13 protein-coding genes are annotated in these 17,086 nt (G+C 45.2%); 10 read left to right on the top strand and 3 right to left on the bottom strand.

Annotated features, from left to right (window positions below):
* The first annotated feature begins 93 nt into the window (after nt 1–93).
* The 4 genes from deoD to AB6E51_RS06345 all read left to right on the top strand — a co-directional run bounded on the left by deoD (nt 94) and on the right by AB6E51_RS06345 (nt 5,592).
* Nucleotides 94–804 carry a purine-nucleoside phosphorylase gene (gene deoD / locus AB6E51_RS06360; RefSeq protein ID WP_017061880.1) on the top strand — a complete coding sequence of 237 codons (711 nt, stop codon included), beginning with the start codon at nt 94–96 and terminating at the stop codon, nt 802–804.
* An 82-nt stretch (nt 805–886) separates the two neighbouring features.
* On the top strand, nt 887–2,356 hold the full coding sequence (locus AB6E51_RS06355; RefSeq protein ID WP_017061879.1) for a lactate dehydrogenase: 1,470 nt from the start codon (nt 887–889) through the stop codon (nt 2,354–2,356).
* A 186-nt stretch (nt 2,357–2,542) separates the two neighbouring features.
* Complete coding sequence (locus AB6E51_RS06350) at nt 2,543–4,012, top strand: hypothetical protein (RefSeq protein ID WP_372057813.1); 1,470 nt, start codon at nt 2,543–2,545, stop codon at nt 4,010–4,012.
* Nucleotides 4,012–5,592 carry a diguanylate cyclase domain-containing protein gene (locus AB6E51_RS06345; protein WP_372057814.1) on the top strand — a complete coding sequence of 527 codons (1,581 nt, stop codon included), beginning with the start codon at nt 4,012–4,014 and terminating at the stop codon, nt 5,590–5,592. The genes AB6E51_RS06350 and AB6E51_RS06345 overlap by 1 nt, the downstream gene beginning before the upstream one ends.
* 32 nt (nt 5,593–5,624) lie before the next feature.
* Here the strand turns inward: AB6E51_RS06345 and AB6E51_RS06340 are convergent, their stop codons facing one another.
* Nucleotides 5,625–6,527 (bottom strand): DMT family transporter, encoded by a 903-nt coding sequence (locus tag AB6E51_RS06340; RefSeq protein ID WP_372057816.1) that lies wholly within the window; start codon nt 6,525–6,527, stop codon nt 5,625–5,627.
* A gap of 250 nt (nt 6,528–6,777) precedes the next feature.
* Here AB6E51_RS06340 and AB6E51_RS06335 point away from each other — a divergent pair, with 250 nt between their 5' ends.
* The 6 genes from AB6E51_RS06335 to AB6E51_RS06310 all read left to right on the top strand — a co-directional run bounded on the left by AB6E51_RS06335 (nt 6,778) and on the right by AB6E51_RS06310 (nt 12,381).
* Nucleotides 6,778–7,173 (top strand): DUF3302 domain-containing protein, encoded by a 396-nt coding sequence (locus tag AB6E51_RS06335; RefSeq protein WP_017064245.1) that lies wholly within the window; start codon nt 6,778–6,780, stop codon nt 7,171–7,173.
* Nucleotides 7,173–8,303 carry an HlyD family secretion protein gene (locus tag AB6E51_RS06330; RefSeq protein ID WP_017064244.1) on the top strand — a complete coding sequence of 377 codons (1,131 nt, stop codon included), beginning with the start codon at nt 7,173–7,175 and terminating at the stop codon, nt 8,301–8,303. Before AB6E51_RS06335 ends, AB6E51_RS06330 begins: the two co-directional genes overlap by 1 nt.
* 302 nt (nt 8,304–8,605) lie before the next feature.
* Nucleotides 8,606–9,154 carry an ECF-type riboflavin transporter substrate-binding protein gene (locus tag AB6E51_RS06325; RefSeq protein ID WP_017066579.1) on the top strand — a complete coding sequence of 183 codons (549 nt, stop codon included), beginning with the start codon at nt 8,606–8,608 and terminating at the stop codon, nt 9,152–9,154.
* 6 nt (nt 9,155–9,160) lie between these two features.
* The gene (locus AB6E51_RS06320; RefSeq protein WP_017064242.1) at nt 9,161–10,855 is read left to right on the top strand and encodes an ABC transporter ATP-binding protein; all 1,695 of its coding nucleotides are present in this window, start codon (nt 9,161–9,163) and stop codon (nt 10,853–10,855) included.
* The gene (locus AB6E51_RS06315; protein ID WP_372057818.1) at nt 10,852–11,691 is read left to right on the top strand and encodes an energy-coupling factor transporter transmembrane protein EcfT; all 840 of its coding nucleotides are present in this window, start codon (nt 10,852–10,854) and stop codon (nt 11,689–11,691) included. The genes AB6E51_RS06320 and AB6E51_RS06315 overlap by 4 nt, the downstream gene beginning before the upstream one ends.
* Nucleotides 11,692–11,916: 225 nt before the next feature.
* Complete coding sequence (locus tag AB6E51_RS06310; RefSeq protein WP_372139841.1) at nt 11,917–12,381, top strand: TetR/AcrR family transcriptional regulator; 465 nt, start codon at nt 11,917–11,919, stop codon at nt 12,379–12,381.
* A gap of 98 nt (nt 12,382–12,479) precedes the next feature.
* Here the strand turns inward: AB6E51_RS06310 and glgB are convergent, their stop codons facing one another.
* Both glgB and malQ read right to left on the bottom strand, forming a co-directional pair.
* Nucleotides 12,480–14,660 (bottom strand): 1,4-alpha-glucan branching protein GlgB, encoded by a 2,181-nt coding sequence (gene glgB, locus AB6E51_RS06305; RefSeq protein ID WP_017064240.1) that lies wholly within the window; start codon nt 14,658–14,660, stop codon nt 12,480–12,482.
* A 174-nt stretch (nt 14,661–14,834) separates the two neighbouring features.
* The gene (malQ, locus tag AB6E51_RS06300; protein WP_017064239.1) at nt 14,835–17,015 is read right to left on the bottom strand and encodes a 4-alpha-glucanotransferase; all 2,181 of its coding nucleotides are present in this window, start codon (nt 17,013–17,015) and stop codon (nt 14,835–14,837) included.
* Nucleotides 17,016–17,086: the final 71 nt, after the last annotated feature.

Raw genomic sequence — 17,086 nt, 5'->3', positions numbered from 1 at the left:
ATATTGCCTCAACAAAACGAATTCAATTCAACAGAATCGGTAATTGATTAAATCCTGTTCCTATAATTACCGTTTAAACTTTGGAGAACGACCATGGCTACACCTCATATTAATGCTCAAGCTGGTGATTTCGCAGAAACAGTACTTATGCCGGGCGACCCGCTTCGCGCAAAATACATTGCAGAAACATTCCTTGATGACGTGAAGCAAGTTTGTGACGTTCGCAACATGTTTGGCTACACAGGCACTTACAAAGGTAAGAAAGTTTCTGTAATGGGCCACGGTATGGGTATCCCATCATGCTGCATCTACGTACACGAGCTAATCGCTGAGTTCGGCGTGAAAAACGTTATTCGTGTAGGTAGCTGTGGCGCGGTACGTGACGACGTTAAACTAATGGACGTTGTTATCGGCATGGGTGCATCTACTGACTCAAAAGTAAACCGCATTCGTTTCAACAACCACGACTTCGCTGCTATCGCTGATTTCGGTCTTCTAGAAGAAGCAGTAAACCAAGCTCGTGCACAAGAAGTTCCAGTTAAAGTTGGTAACGTATTCTCTGCAGACCTTTTCTACACTCCAGAAGCTGACCTTTTCGAAAAAATGGAAAAGCTAGGCATCCTAGGTGTTGATATGGAAGCGGCTGGTATCTACGGCGTTGCTGCAGACCTTGGTGCTAAAGCACTAACTATCCTAACAGTATCTGACCACATCATCCGTGGTGAAAAACTAAGTTCTGAAGAGCGTCAAAAGTCTTTCAACGACATGATGAAAGTTGCTCTAGAGACAGCAATCAACATCTAACGATTTGATAAAAGATACATTGAAAAGCGTTACCCCGCAGCCAGGCTCGCTTGGCTGCTCAAATAATCCCGAGGGGGAGATCGTGTCTAACGACAAGCTGCCAAAAGATGCGGATGGTTTGCAACTCAACTTTTGTAAAACATTGGCGTGTGACAACTTTGGCTTGAGCGATGCAAAACGGTATGTTTTGCAACACGCGAACCCTAAGCGTCCAGCGATGGTTTGTCGTGAATGTGGAGCTTTCCCCCCCTTACTTAACAATCGTGAAGTGTTAAGCGAACTTCATCGCTTAAGACAACTTCACAGCGACGGGCTCCCTGCTTGTCGTAATGATGATTGCGATAACTTCGGCTTATCGGTTCATACCCATAAACATCTTTATCATGCCTTCGGCTACAGTGGCGACAGGCAGCGTTATCGATGCAAAGACTGCCAAACAACCTTCGTTGATAAATGGTCTGGATCCAATAAAAAACTCCAATTTCAAGAGAACCTCATGGGCTTACTGTTCATGGGCTATTCCGTACGTGAAATCTGCCGAAAATTAGAGATCAACCCAAAGACTTTCTATGATCATGTTGACCATATCGCGAGCCGTTGTCGTCGTAAATTAGCGATGATCGATGCACGATGGGTTAACCATGCGAAAGATTACGAATTCGCATCTCACTACCAGCGTCTGCAACCACAAAGTAACAACGGTGTGGTATGGATAGCGACGGGCGAGGCGCATTCTGGTTATATCCTTTGCCAGCACGTCAACTACTCTCAAAATGAAGAACCATCAGGGAACGTCGACCACAACCCTTATGATGATGTGGCACGCTTTGTATCCAAGGAGCACTCTTCAGAAGCAAATCTCGAACTGCCTCAGCCCTCAGACAAACTAAAAGAGCGCATTGAACAGCAATACCAAGTGATTCTTGCGAGAGGTAACGTTGAGGACCCTATGGGTAACCTCACCACATTTAGCTACCCTTCAAAAGGCGCACTCATTCGACCGCCTTATACCTCTTATGCTCACTTCTTACATGTGTTGGATATGTGTAACGAAGACAAGCATGTCGCCATCTATATGCCACAAGATCCATTACTAAGATCTGCCGCTTTAAGCGTATGTTTGCCGCGTATTCAGAGTCAAAATATTGACCTCATGTATGTCGAAGAAGATTCAGGCTGGCAAGACGACCAAAGTTTTGAAAAGATCGACATCGTTCACATGAGTTGGTGGCGAGATCGCTGGGCTATTGCCAATCAGGGTGATAACCAGAAAGGTATCTGCTACCTAACCGGTAACAATCCAGAACCAAAACAGTGGTTTAACACAGCCTCAATTCAACAAACTAAGTTCTATCAACAGCGCTTTCAGTTGTTATTTGATAGCTTTATTAATGAGCCCAGACGTAAGCTTCGTCCTGGGGGCATTCTTCCATTGCTCGACATATTTAGAGCTTGGCACAATCTGTGCTACCAAGATAAGCAAGGGCTCACGGCAGCACAACGCTTAGGCGTAGGGGAGCTGCCATTAACTCTAAAGCAACTACTTTCATAGCAACAAAGCCTCTAGGTAATTATTCGGGAACTCATTGATTTTAAAGCGACAACATGAGGTAACACCCATAATTAGAAAAGATCGATGTTCCTTTGACGCTCTACGAAAGATAATTGGTGCTTATCTCAAATTACACTCTTATAATGATTGTGTTATCAATATGTTCGATAATCATGGATGTAAGTCTTGGACAAAAATCAGTACCTTCTTGAAACAGAATTAGAAAAACTCAAAACTCGTGTCGACTCTGAGCCATCGGTGATCCTAGAGATTGCCCAACAGTGCCTAGTCCGATCAGAGCAAGTTCTGTTTGAAGAGGGTGCCATCCAGTCATTAATGTTAATGGCAAGATGTAGCTGGAACCTGATGGATTACCAAAAAGGTTTGAAGTACATCAAGGAAGCCTACAAGCGCCAGAACCGATTAGATACCGACCTTTTCCTCCCTGAAATCCTCCATTTACACGCGCTCCAGTACTGGGGACAAGCCAAGTACTATTCCGCCCAACAGTTCTGGATCAATGCCTTAGAGCAATCTGCATTGGTTGATGAAGTCGAGATTCAAATTGAATGTCTCATTGGGCTTGGCAACATTTGGAGAATGACTCATGAATATAAGCTTGCACGTTCTACCCACCAGCTTGCCGTTAAAGTGGCTAACAACAGCCGCATTGGTTGGCTAGAGGGCAAAGCAAGAATACTGCTCGCTTGGGATTACTACCTGCTCAACAACTATGTTGAAATGCTGTCGGTATTGGACGGTGCAGAAGAAGCATTAAAAGACCATAAAGATAACACTTGGCATGCCGAAGTATGGGACTTTCGAGGCCTTGCCCTACTTGGGCTTGAACGCCTAGATGATGCAGAGCGCGCGACAGCCAAAGCGCACAATCTAGCCGTAGAACATAACCTCGTTTGGATGAAAGCGCACTCATACATCAGCCGAGCTAGATTGGAGCTCCTGAGAAAAAGACCAGAACAAGCGGCGGAATTACTGAGGCTCGCAGAACAATCCGCAAACGAGTTCGATAATGGCGAGTTGCTGAGCCAAATCTGTTACCAACAATCCTTGGTGGCGGAAGAAAACCAAGACTTCCAAGCCGCGCTCGTCGCCTTTAAAAAGTACCGTCAATATTCTATCGGCATGCTCAAAGAGCAAACGACACGTGTCGGTTTGGACAAAGCACGCAGTTCAAAACGCCAACTTGAACAGAGAGCACGAAAACTGATTAATCGTATTCGCGGTCAGCACGAGTACGATCCTGAAAAGCACCTCTCTTACGTTGTCTCTGAAACCTTTTGGTGGGAAAAGTTGGTGCTGTTCAAGACAGAGCTTAAACGTTCAAACCACAGCATCATTATGTTCCATCATGTCGATACTGATTACTTAGATGTCTGTACCGAGATTGCTCATGCTTTATGTAACCAGAATGACTTCATCGCAAGGCTAAGTTCTGAACGTGTGGCCCTTATGCTTTCCGAAAAAGGCGAAGCCGCAGAGCAAACCTTCCAAACTCTCAGCACCATGCTTGATATCTATCCATGGCATAGAAAAGGACTAAAGGGTTCGAAACCGACCGTCAGCCTCAATGATATTTTGACGTTCCCGTTCACGCTTGAACAATTAGAAGAAGACGATGCTGAGGTAATAGAATAATGGAAACTCTATTAAGCAAGATCACAGACGCCGGTTTAGACCCTTCATCAGTATCAGGTGAAGAAGCGATCATCTTCTGGAACCACATTCGTCAGCACGTTTCGACAACGCAAACAGAGCAAGCGCACTGCTATATCATTAGCTCTGAATACCGTGCCGAGTTACAACAAAATCAAACCAGTATCGAAGAGTTGAGACGAGCACTCGATCTGCTCCACCTTCCTGCCGATATCGAAGATATTCTGACAGTCAAAACCAGTTTAAGTGACCGCTTAGTTGAAACTGGTGATTACACCTCAGCACTCAATGAATTCGTCAGTTCATCGACTATCGCGGTTGAACACGGTCATATCGATGAGTATGTATTAGCTATTTTAGGCATGGGCAACCTGTGTGATTCCTATGGCGATCACAACAGAGCACTTCGTTACTACCAAAAAATCAGCAGCATAGACCATGCGATAAGCAGTCGCTCACTTCGCCTCAAATTCAAGCTGCATATGGTAGCAAGCCTACTTCTACTCAATCGCATTACAGCAGCCAGCGATTTACTGAATGAGTGCGAAGAACTGAGTATTTTGGTCAGTGACAAGTTGCTCACAGCTCAAATACTGCTTTACCAAGCAAAGGTGCTGCGCGCTAAGAAAAAACACCATGAAGCGCTACGCTGTCTGTCTAAGGTTCAATACCCAGCCAACAGCACTCAAGCAAGCTGGCTTGCAACCATGACTCGTCTAGAGCTCTCACATTGCCTAAGTGCAACCGGCAAGCAAGACTACGCGAGCATGATTTTGTCGAGCACAGACAAACGCGTGAAAGCCTACTCGTCGCCAGTACTTGCAAAACGATTCTACGATTCGCTGAGTGATGTGTGTATGAATCAAGGGCGTTTTCAAGAAGCGCTAAGCTATGAGAAAAAAGGCTACCGAATTGAAACCGATCTGATGAAGCAGATCCCGATCAGTGAACTCGGTGCAAGCCAGCTACGCCGACTGTCTCGTTTTGAGTTACAACTCAAACTCATTCTCTCTGAACAAGAGAACAAAGAGCTCAAAGAGACAACCGAACAACACAAGAATGCGGTGGCTCAGCTTCAACAAGACGTATTCACAGATCCATTAACAGGGTTGCACAACCGCCGCTGGTTAGATGTGAAACTGAAAGACATGCTGCTGCACGATACCTCTTTCGCGCTGATGGTTATTGATATTGACCACTTCAAGTCTATCAATGATGAACTGAGTCACTTAGTGGGTGATAAAGCGATTGTTAGCGTGTCTCAAGAGCTGCGTTCATACTTTAAGTTTAGAGGCGCATCGTGTGTCAGGTTTGGCGGAGAAGAGTTCCTCGTCATTCTAGAGAACACTGATCTTCCGAAGGCAGAAACGCACTCTGAAAATTATCGAGAGCGCATTTTCCAATTCGGTTGGCATGAGATACTTGGGGAGCGCGGTTTGACCGTGAGTATTGGTATCACTTTGCATCGTGACGGAGAGAATACTCAACGCACCTTCTACCGTGCGGATAAAGCGCTATACCGAGCTAAAGCCAACGGCCGTAATCAAGTGTGTACAGAGTAGTGGCATATAGCTCTGTAGCTTAGGCCAACTGCTTATTGATAAAAGAACAGAGAAATACCAGCAAGGGCGGCAAGTGTGCCTATGATACTTTGCTTTGACACCTTCTCCCCTTTCAGCGCATAAATCACCAAAATAAAGACCGGGCTGGTCGCTATCAACGTTTGTGCAATCGCAGGGTTAGCATTCTTCAACGCCACTTGTTGAAGCCATAGAGCGAGAAACGTCCCGACAAAGATTGCTCCTAATAACCACAGTTTATCGAGCTTGGTCATTTCCCATAAATCTCTTTTTATCGATGAATACGGCTTCTTTTCAACGAAAGGGATAATCAGCATCACAGCAAACACGCCAATCGTCAGGCGAATCAAAGCACCTAACAATGGTGGAATATCACCCGCCACTAACGCGTAATGAGAAATCACCACACCGGATGCCTGACAAACACTCGCCACAAGCCCATAACCAATGCCACCCCACTGCGCTTTATCATTCGATTCACCGCTCGCCGATTTTGATGGCTGGAAGACAACGAAGGTCACCGCTAGTGTTGTAATCACGACACCGAGCCAACTTTGTACTGTCAATACAGCGCCAAGGAACATGAGTGCCAGCACACCAGAAAGAGGTGGTGCTAAAGATTCCAGTAACAGCGTCTTATCGGCACCGATTCTTTTCAACGCCGCAAAATAGGCGCTGTCTCCAATCGCAATACCAATCACACCTGAAATTGCCAATATCAGAAAATGGTTGGTACTCAATTCAAATTCAGGCATCGGTATTAACGGCATGACCAACAGCATCATGCCAGAGGCTACTACACCCTTAACAATGTTCAATTGCATCGCAGAGAAGCGATGTCCAAATTGCCCATAGATCCATGTCGCACATGCCCACACAATTGCAGCGCCAATGGCCGCCAATTCACCTATATACATCCGTATTTATCCCTTGTGGTTATGCACGTCATTTAGAATCGTAGCTGTCATCATTTCAGCTGAAATACCAACCAGAAAGCCGAAATAGCCTCTTCAAACGCGATGAAATTTTATAAGATTCATCAATGCTTTTATTCGCATTAGAAGCGACAACACATTATTTTCAACTCGGTAAATCATTTTTATAACAATTACTTGGATGATAGCGTAGTATATTTATAACTAATATCTAACATTACAAGGATCTGTTATGTTTTTAGACTACTTTGCGCTCGGCTTACTTATTTTCGTAGCATTAGTAATCTTTTACGGCATCATCGTTATTCACGATATTCCCTATGAAATTGCGAAAGAACGCAATCACCCTCATCAAGATGCTATTCACGTCTCAGGCTGGGTTAGCCTATTCACTTTACATACTATTTGGCCATTTCTTTGGATTTGGGCAACATTATGGCGCAAAGATCGTGGTTGGGGCTTCGCTAAATTAGAAGAAGAACAACACGATATTCATCATCGCGTCGATATTCTCATCGATCAAGTGAGTACTCTTCAGGAAGAAATCGCACAGCTCAAGCAAGCAGGTGCTGAACAAAGCAGTCCAGAGAAAGAGACAAACAACGTTCAAGATCAGGAGGCTAAGTAATGGATTTACTGCTGATAATGACCTATGCGGCACTTTGTATCACCATTTTCAAGGTGTTCAATATACCGCTAAATAAATGGACAGTACCTACTGCCGTACTTGGAGGTGTGATCATAGTAGGTACCCTAATTCTACTAATGAACTACAACCATCCATTTACACAAATCGGTAACCAAGTTTACTCAACAACGCCAGTCGTTTCAGGCGTTAGGGGTAAAGTTATCGAAGTGCCTGTAGAAGCAAACAAACCACTGAAGCAAGGGGATATTCTTTTCAAAATCGACCCAGTTCCATTCGAAGCTGAAGTCGCAAGGTTAGAAGCTAAGGTAAAAGAAGCAAGCCAAGGTGCGCTTGGAATGGAATCTGAAGTGGTTGAAGCAGAGGCTGCAAAAATCAAAGCCATCGCGGAAAGAGATAAAGCTCAACGTGAGTTTTCTCGTTACAAGCGCGGTTACGACAGTGGCGCTTTTACCGAGCAGCAATTGGATACTCGCAGACAAGCTTACAAAGCATCGGAAGCGGCCGTGAAAGTTGCAGATGCAAACCTAGAACAAACAAAGATCGCCTTGGACTCTGAAATTGGTGGCGAGAATACAGCCGTTTTAAGCTTATTAGCTGAATTACGTAAAGCTCAGTTTGATTTAGAACAAACCGTGGTTCGAGCTCCCACTGACGGATACGTTACGCAACTAGCATTACGCCCAGGTGTAATGGCAGTACCACTTCCTTTAGCTCCCGTGATGACGTTTGTTCACACTGAAGCTCAGTTCTATACCGCTGCATTTAGACAGAACTCCTTACAACGCCTACAACCGGGTTACGAAGCTGAGTTCCTGTTTAGAGCATTGCCAGGAAAAATATTTAAAGGACGTATTGATGAAGTGATTCCAGCTATTGGTGAGAGCCAATTCCAAGCTAGAGGCGCGCTTCTAGGTACTGATGCGTTGCGTACTAGTGGTCGTGTGTTTGTTAAATTGAGCATCACTGATGACCTGTCTGACTACCATTTACCTATGGGTACCGCGGTTGAAGTTGCCGTTTATTCTGACAGCTTCACCCACGTTTCAATCATGCGCAAGGTCCTTATTCGCATGAAGAGTTGGCAAAACTATCTATACCTAGACCACTAAACGGTCAAAGGTACGTGACGAACCCGCTTAACACATTGTTAAGACGAATGAAAAAGTCAGACTCGCTCTGGCTTTTTTGTTGCTGGATTAACCGTAAAATTACGCTTTTTACACGACATTTAGGTGTTCAGATGGAATTTTAGACATCTAGACACTTACCTTCCCTTATGGAAGGGTTCTACTGTATAATGCGCGCCTTATTTTTTATATTTGCCCAAAAAACGTTCTCATTGAGACGCATATTAATAATGGCGAATATTTATTCTTTATTTTGCTTTATTTTTCAGAATTCGAGGTTATCTATGAACTTTTCAGCTAAAACAGTGGTCGTTATCGCCATTGGCGCGGCACTGTACGGCATTGGTGGTTTACCTATGTTTGGTGTCCCAGTGTTTGCTAACACGACATTGAAACCAGCAATGGCAGTTCTAGCACTGTTTTCTGTTTTGTTCGGCCCTATTGTTGGCTTCTTAGTTGGCTTTATCGGTCACTGGGTAACGGATCTGTTCGCAGGTTGGGGTGTGTGGTTAACTTGGGTTTTAGGCTCAGGTATCGTAGGCATGGTTATCGGCTTATTCCCGATGTTGACCAAGAACCGCCTTCAGCAAGGTGAGTTGCCTATGAAGGACTTCGCGCTGTTTGTGGTACTTGCCCTTGCCGGTAATGTGGTTGGTTACGGCTGCTCTGCATTCCTAGATACCATCCTTTATGCAGAACCGTTTACTAAAGTCTTCACTCAACTCTCTATCATTGCTGCGGGTAACACCGTTCTGATCGCTGTTGTTGGCTTACTGATCCTAAAATCAGTCGCTAAACGCAACAAACAAAGCCGTAACCTGACTGAGGCATAAGCGATAATGACTATAGCATTTTCGAACTTCTCTTTTAGATATGAGTCGCTGGATAAACCGACGCTAAAAAATATCAATCTAAGGATAGAGAAAGGAGAGAAAATCGTCATTATTGGACCAAGCGGTAGTGGTAAATCTACCCTAGGTCAATGCCTTAACGGTCTGATTCCTCATGCTATCAAAGGTGAGGTGACTGGCTCTCTAGAGATCAACGGTAAGAACATTTCTGATTTTTCTATGCACGACTATACCGAGCAGGTTGGCACAGTATTACAAGATACTGATAGCCAATTTGTCGGTTTGAGTATTGGCGAAGACATCGCATTCGCACTGGAAAATCAGTTAGTGTCGAACATTGATATGTACCCTCTGGTTAAGTCGACAGCAAAAATGGTCGACTTAGCAGATATGCTTGATCGCTCGCCACATGATTTATCCGGCGGCCAGAAACAACGCGTGTCATTAGCGGGCATCTTAGTTGATGACGTTGACATCCTGTTGTTTGATGAACCTTTGGCTAGCCTTGACCCGAAAACGGGTAAAGCGACTATCGAAATCATCGACCAACTTCATAAAGAAACCAACAAGACTATAGTCATCATCGAGCATCGCCTTGAAGATGTACTACATCGCGATATCGATCGAGTGATCTTGATGGAGCGCGGTGAAATTGTCGCGGACATGACACCCGATGAAATCTTAGCTTCTGAACTGCTTGAAACACACGGTATTCGTGAACCACTTTATTTATCTGCTCTGAAGGCAGCGAAAGCACCTTTGACCAGTGAAGATAAGCTATCAAACCTCAAAGCTCTCGATTACAAAAGATTCCGCCCTGCGGTTCAGGCTTGGTTTGCAGAGCGCCCGACTCCAGTTGCCGAGAAGCAGTACCAACCTTTGCTTGAGGTCCACGGCCTGACTTACTCTTACGATGGTGAAAAGAACGCTCTCGAAGATGTCAGCTTTAAGATTGGTAAGGGTGAGTTCGTTTCAATCTTAGGCAAAAACGGTTCAGGCAAATCTACCATCACTAAACTCATCATGGGTGTGATCGATGCCGATTCAGGCTCTTCCTATCTAAATGGTGAAGACCTATCTGAGCTTTCTATCTTTGAAAGAAGCCAGAAAGTCGGTGTCGTGATGCAGAACCCAAATCATATGATCTCTCATCATATGATTTTTGATGAAGTTGCATTCGGTCTGCGTAATCGTGGGGTTGCAGAGCAGGAAATCAAAGAGAAGGTGGAAAACGTTCTTGAGCTGTGTGGCTTGAGCAAGTTCCGCCACTGGCCAATCGAAGCGCTAAGCTACGGTCAGAAAAAACGCGTAACGATCGCTTCTATCTTAGTATTGGAGCCAGAGCTTCTGATCTTGGATGAACCAACAGCGGGTCAAGATTACCGCAACTACACCTCAATGCTGGCGTTTATCCAAAAGCTTAACCGCGAGTTAGGTATCACCGTCGTGATCATTTCACACGACATGCACCTTGTTCTAGAGTACACCACACGCTCAATTGTCATTGCTGACAGCAAGCTGATTGCCAATGCCGCGATGACGGAAGTATTCAGTCAGCCATCGCTGTTAGAACGCGCAAATCTTTGTACCACCAGCATTTATGAACTCGCGACTATGATGAAAATCGACGACACCAACGCATTCATGCAGTACTTCATCGACTACGAGAGAAGCGCTCAATGAACGTATCAAAAGTAAAATTCGGCATCAATTACATTGATACAAAATCACCGCTTCATGCACTTAACGGCATCACCAAATTTGCGCTCTTCTTAGCTTGGGTAACCGTGGTATTGACTACGTTCGACCTAAGATTGATTACGCTGCTTATTGTGACTGGTTTATACCTGCTAAAGCTCACCAATGTGCCTGTACGCGTATATAAGCCTCTGTTATTGGGTACGGCGAGTGTATTGAGCCTAAATGCTTTGTTCATGTATCTGCTGGCTCCACAGCAAGGTACTGAGCTCATCGGCAGCGAGACCTTATTGCTGACATTGCCGGGTAACTACTCGTTGAGCCAAGAGACTCTGTTTTACTTAGTCACTGTTACGCTCAAATACATGAGCATGTTCCCGATAGCGTTGATTTTTGTCTTCACAACGCATCCAACGGAGTTTGCTGCGAGCCTCAACCGTATCGGTGTTCCTTACAAGATCGCCTATGCGGTCAGCTTAACACTGCGTTACTTGCCAGAAGTTAAGAAAGACTTCATCAATATCATGCATGCTCAACAGGCTCGTGGTGTAGAGCTCTCAAAGAAAGCGCCTCTAATTACTCGAATCAAAAATGTGGCTAAGGTTCTAGGCCCGCTCATTTTCTCTAGCTTGGACCGAGCAGACGAGATCTCTAACGCAATGACGTTACGAGGTTTTGGCCGACACAAAGCTCGCACTTGGTATAGCTATGCACCTTTGAAACGTATCGACTTTGTTTGTTTAGGTGTCATCGCTTTTATCGTGGTGTTAGCCATTGCGAAACGCATTCTAGAGCCGCAGTTATTTTGGTATCCGTTCTAGTCATCTGAATTAGCATAGATAAACAAAGACTTTAAATAACACACCGCTCAATAGGGCGGTGTTTTTGTATGGACTCAAAGCCTGGTCAAAATTCAAGCGAACGAGCTATAGCTATCGACTTTTGACGATAAACTAACGCTTTTTTTACCTCTAGCGTTTGAGATATCTATAAGAAACTCTTAATATATGTTGTTTACAGAATGTTACACTCAATAGAGATTTGTAATGGCTCGAATTACTCAAGTACAAAAACTAGAAAATCAAAAAAACTACGATGAGATCGTACTAAACCTTTTTCTGGCTGAAGGACATGAAGCACTAACTTATGCAAGGATTGCTCAAGAGAATGGCATTAGTTTAACGACGCTTCAGGGCTATTATCCGTCGACCCGCGCTATTCGTTCAGTACTTCACGAACACATGCTATCGATCGTTATAGACGGTCTAGACTTTTCATCGGAAGCGCTTTTTATCCAATCTTGGCAAGCCGCTCTAGATAATGAGCAGTTTCGATACGTGATTAAATTGATGTTTTTCCATGCTTCGCAAATAAAGAACCCTGAGCAATTTAACCTCAGCTCGAACGGCGAATTTCGTGAAAAGATGTTGGACAGTTTCGGCAACAACTCAGTTCGAATCCTTGAAATGGTAGTCGGACGCTCAATGTTCTATCTCACCAACTTCAAGTAACGCTAACCAGCTTACTGAAATAGAAAAAGGGAACCCTAGGGTTCCCTTTTTTAGACTTTCAGAAAAGTGAGCAGCGATGACCTGCTCAACTTATAGACCTAATTTAGCTTGTAAAAAACGGTCGATAACGGCGGCAAACGCAGCTCAATCGATGTGTCTAGCCCTTCGCTTTCTACAGATTCAATCTCAGCAGTCTGCTTCACTTCAAAACCGCTGCCTGCATAGTCGACAGAGTCTGTATTCAACAACAATGCGTATTCACCTTTTGCAGGAACACCTAAGCGGAAATGCTCGTGAGGCACTGGCGTAAAGTTAGACACTATCAATACTCGCTCACCAGATTCACTGATGCGCTCGTGCGCAAGAATGCTCGCTTCAGCAGAGTCCTGTAGACGCCATTCAAAGCCTTTCGGATCAAAATCAAGATCGTGCATTGCAGCTTCAGAGCGGTACAGATTGTTCAGGTCTTTCGTTAAACGCTGAACACCTTGATGACGCTCGTAATCCAGCAAAAACCATTGCAGCTGGTCGTCATGGTTCCATTCAGCCGTCTGACCAAATTCTGCACCCATGAAGTTCAGCTTCTTACCTGGTTGCGCATACATGTAACCCATATAAGCACGTAGGTTTGCCGTTTGCTGCCATTCATCACCAGGCATCTTGTTGTGGATAGAACCTTTACCGTAAACCACCTCATCGTGAGACAGAGACAATACATAATTCTCACTGTGTGCGTAAACCAGTGGGAAGGTAATCGTATCGTGGTGATATTTACGGTTGATTGGGTCTTCTTGAATGTAAGACAAGCTGTCGTGCATCCAACCCATGTTCCACTTAAAGCCAAAACCTAAGCCGCCCATAAAAGTCGGTGCTGAAACACCAGGGAAAGCCGTTGATTCTTCAGCAATCGTCATCGCATTCGGAAAGTGTTTATACACTTCTTCGTTCATCCACTTAAGGGTTGCGATAGCGTCGTAGTTTTCGTTGCCGCCATCCGCATTCGGGATCCATTGGTCATGGCTACGCGAATAGTCGAGGTACAACATCGAAGCAACCGCATCAACACGGATGCCATCAATGTGGAATTGCTCGAACCAGTACAGTGCATTAGAAACTAAGAAACGACGAACATGCTCTTTGCCTAAATCGTAAATGTACGAGTTCCAATCTTGATGCCAACCACGACGTGGATCTGGATCATGGAATAATGGCGTACCATCGAAGTTTGCTAGGCCGTGATCATCACTTGGGAAGTGAGCAGGAACCCAGTCCAGAACAACGCCAAGACCCGCTTGGTGACATTGATCGACGAAGTATTTGAAATCATCTGGAGAGCCAAAACGGCTAGTCGGTGCAAATAGACCTACAGGCTGATAGCCCCAAGAACCGTAGAATGGATGTTCTGAAACTGGCATTAGTTCAACGTGCGTGTAGCCAAGATCCGTTAGGTATGGGATCAGCTCTGCCGCAAGCTCGCGATAATTTAAGAATTCACCTTCAGCGTTACGCTTCCAAGAACCTGCATGCAATTCATAGAACGAAAGCGCTTCTTTGCGCTTTTGCGTTACCGGGCGATTTTGCCATTGAGTATCTTGCCACTGGTAACGAGCGTGATCGTAAGTTACAGATGAGAACGATGGGTATTGCTCAGAGTAGAAACCCCATGGGTCAGCTTTGTGTGGTAAGCCTTCGCCATTTGGTCCTTTTAATTCAAACTTGTATTGAGCGCCTTCTTCCAGTTCAGGAATGAATAAGCCCCACATACCGTAATCTAGGCGTTGCATTGGGTGGCGGCGACCATCCCAAGCGTTGAAGTTACCCACCAAGCTTACCGCAGTTGCATGCGGTGCGTACACCAAGAAACGCGTACCTGAAATCGTCTGTCCATCACGCTCTAGCGTAATAAACTGAGCCCCCATGTGATGATACATATCTTTCGGTGTATGAAGATCTTCATAACTCGCGTACAGATCGTGGTACTGGTAAGGATCATCGATGATCTGTTCTACGCCAGCCCAATCAACCGCAAGCTTATAGTGAGTAAAACGTAAGTCTCTCTCTTGCTTAAGAATGAAACCACTTTCACCCTCTCGCGCTAACTCAATACGAGGTTCCTTTCCAACAATCAACTCGACTTTATCTGCCCCAGGAATCCACACACGTAATGCACCTTGCTCAGAAGGTAGGTATGGCCCTAAAAACGCGAATGGGTCTGTGAAACAAGCCTGTGATAGTTGGGTATATATTTGTTTTTGCTTTGAAATCGAACTTAGTTCCAAAACGTTTCTCCCTAACCAAACATCCAAAAAACATAATACAAAAATGCCCGCTATTAGTGCGGGCAATATAACGACGGTTTATTCTACCAGATGAGCATTCATTATTGAGTGACCGAGGTTGTAGTTTCGTACGGCTTAAGCAAAAAACCACCTAATTTCAAGTCACTCACGTCATTACTTAGCGGCTTTTTCTCGAACGTCAGTCAGCTTAGAAGCGATACGATTAACGCCTTCGTGAGCAAATATTTCGTCCAAGTTCATTGATAGTTTACGACGCCAGTTAGGGTATTCATCAACCGTGCCAGGAATGTTTACTGGCTTGTCCATCTCTAGCCAATCTTCTAGCTGAACGCTCAGTAGTGTTGAACCACCAGCCGCTACGTGCAGTTGAAGTGCCTCAGCAAGGTAAGAGTCCATCGGTACTTGGCTCGCATCGCGGCCCACACCTTCTGGTAGGAAACCATGCCATGCTACTGAATCTAAGATACCTTGCTTGCACTCTAGGCGGTCATCGAACAAGGTTTCTAATTGTTCTGCATCTGGGTATAAGCCAATCTCTTGGCCCATTTTCAGGTCATCACAGTGCCAGAAGCCACGAAGCGTTGGCATATCGTGAGTACACAGTGCCGCCATCGATTGTGATGCGTAGTGTTTTGGTGAGATGAAACCACCGTCATCTTCTGATGTTTCGAAGAAGAACACTTTGTAAGAATGCACGCCAGCATCTGCAAGGATGTCGACAATCTCATCCGGTACCGTTCCTAAATCTTCACCGATAACGCTACATTGGTAACGGTGAGATTCAAGCGCCAGAATAGACAGCATATCTTGTACTGGGTAGTAGATGTACGCGCCCTTAGTTGCGTTCTCACCCTTTGGAATCCACCACAAGCGCAGTAGACCTAAAACGTGGTCGATACGCAGTGCACCACAGTGCTTCATGTTCGCACGAAGTAGCTTGATGTAAGCGTCGTAGCTTGTTTCTTGAAGCACTTCTGGGTTTAACGGAGGTAGACCCCAGTTCTGACCCAAAGGACCAAGAATATCAGGTGGAGCACCAATGCTCGCATCCATCACTAGGTTGCCTTCGTCAGCCCAAGTCTCGCTGCCTGAATCTGCAACACCTACCGCTAAGTCACGGTACAGGCCAACAGCCATGCCCTTCTCTTCTGCAAGAGACTGTGCATCGTTGATCTGGCAATCTGCTAGCCATTGCAGGTACATGTACAGATGAACGTTTTCTAAGTTCTCTTTGATGTATTTCTGTGTCGCTGGGCTGTCGAATGTACGGTACTTCTCAGGGAATACCGGCCATCCCCACATGCCAGAATCTTCTGCATGCAGTTCACCATGTAGAGCATCAAACGCCGCTTGATGCATCAGGCTATCGCCACCCTCTTCTACGAAGGCTAAGAACGCTTGTGCACGGTCGCTGTTTTTGTCTAGATGACGAGTCTTAAATTCTGCGAATAGCAGAGGCAAGATGCTCATCTTAAGCTCAGACACTTCGGTGTAGTTTACCCAGTGTGCTTCACGCGCTTTTTGTAGACGCTGTTGGAACTCTGCGCTGCCGACTGTTTGTTGTGCTTCTGCACTTAGTGCAAATTCAGGAACTGAACTCACATCAATGTATAAGATGTTCAACCAGCGACGAGAAGATGGGCTATATGGGCTCGCACCTTCAGGGTTCGCAGGGAACAATGAGTGAATTGGGTTTAGACCAACGAAGTCACCACCACGAGAAGCGATATCCGCAACAAGCTGTTTTAGGTCTCCGAAATCACCAATACCCCAGTTATGCTGAGTTCTTAGGGTATAAAGTTGAACACTGGGTCCCCAAAGCTTTTTGCCTTGCTCGATTGGTGACTGCTTGAAACACGCTTTTGGCGTAATAATCAGTGTCATCTCGTAAGGCTTCTTACGGCGCTTACGGCTCACAATGAGCTTGTGATAACCCCATGCCAAATCACTTGGCAATGCAAACACTAAAGGGCCACCCTCGGCACGCTCGTCACGAATGACTTGAGATTGAAGATAGCCTTCAAGTACCTCTCCTTGCTCGGTTTCTAAGCGCCAGCTGAACTCACTTTCACGAGCACTTACACCTAGATTAAGCGCCACTTCTACTGGCTCACCGTCACGCAAGACAAGAACTGGGTCTAGTACATCTTTTTTGTGTTTTCTTTCTGCTGACTTAAGCAGTGCATCATCGCTGCTTGTATCGTAGCCCAACGAAGCCAATAGAGACGTGATCGTCTCGTCTGATACTTGTGCTTCATCGCCCCACGCACTAACGTAACTGTCGGCAATGTTTGCCATTTCTGCGACTTGTTTTAATACGGTCTGTTCTTTCATCGCTCTCTCCGAAAACGTTCTGACGCTTTCTATTTTGTAGGGTTGTTAATTTAATTTTTACTAATCAATTA

It is taken from the genome of Vibrio sp. 10N.247.311.47 (assembly GCF_041467535.1).
GTDB lineage: Bacteria > Pseudomonadota > Gammaproteobacteria > Enterobacterales > Vibrionaceae > Vibrio > Vibrio crassostreae_C.
The sequence above is the reverse complement of the archived record's forward strand: the minus strand, read 5'-3'. Positions and strand labels throughout refer to the sequence as shown.

Excerpts from the sequence above, each read along its gene's own strand:
- deoD (WP_017061880.1), top strand. The coding sequence starts at position 94 with ATGGCTACACCTCATATTAATGCTCAAGCTGGTGATTTCGCAGAAACA.
- AB6E51_RS06345 (WP_372057814.1), top strand. The coding sequence starts at position 4,012 with ATGGAAACTCTATTAAGCAAGATCACAGACGCCGGTTTAGACCCTTCA.
- AB6E51_RS06335 (WP_017064245.1), top strand. The coding sequence starts at position 6,778 with ATGTTTTTAGACTACTTTGCGCTCGGCTTACTTATTTTCGTAGCATTA.
- AB6E51_RS06340 (WP_372057816.1), bottom strand. The coding sequence starts at position 6,527 with ATGTATATAGGTGAATTGGCGGCCATTGGCGCTGCAATTGTGTGGGCA.
- AB6E51_RS06330 (WP_017064244.1), top strand. The coding sequence starts at position 7,173 with ATGGATTTACTGCTGATAATGACCTATGCGGCACTTTGTATCACCATT.
- AB6E51_RS06320 (WP_017064242.1), top strand. The coding sequence starts at position 9,161 with ATGACTATAGCATTTTCGAACTTCTCTTTTAGATATGAGTCGCTGGAT.
- AB6E51_RS06325 (WP_017066579.1), top strand. The coding sequence starts at position 8,606 with ATGAACTTTTCAGCTAAAACAGTGGTCGTTATCGCCATTGGCGCGGCA.
- AB6E51_RS06310 (WP_372139841.1), top strand. The coding sequence starts at position 11,917 with ATGGCTCGAATTACTCAAGTACAAAAACTAGAAAATCAAAAAAACTAC.
- AB6E51_RS06315 (WP_372057818.1), top strand. The coding sequence starts at position 10,852 with ATGAACGTATCAAAAGTAAAATTCGGCATCAATTACATTGATACAAAA.
- malQ (WP_017064239.1), bottom strand. The coding sequence starts at position 17,015 with ATGAAAGAACAGACCGTATTAAAACAAGTCGCAGAAATGGCAAACATT.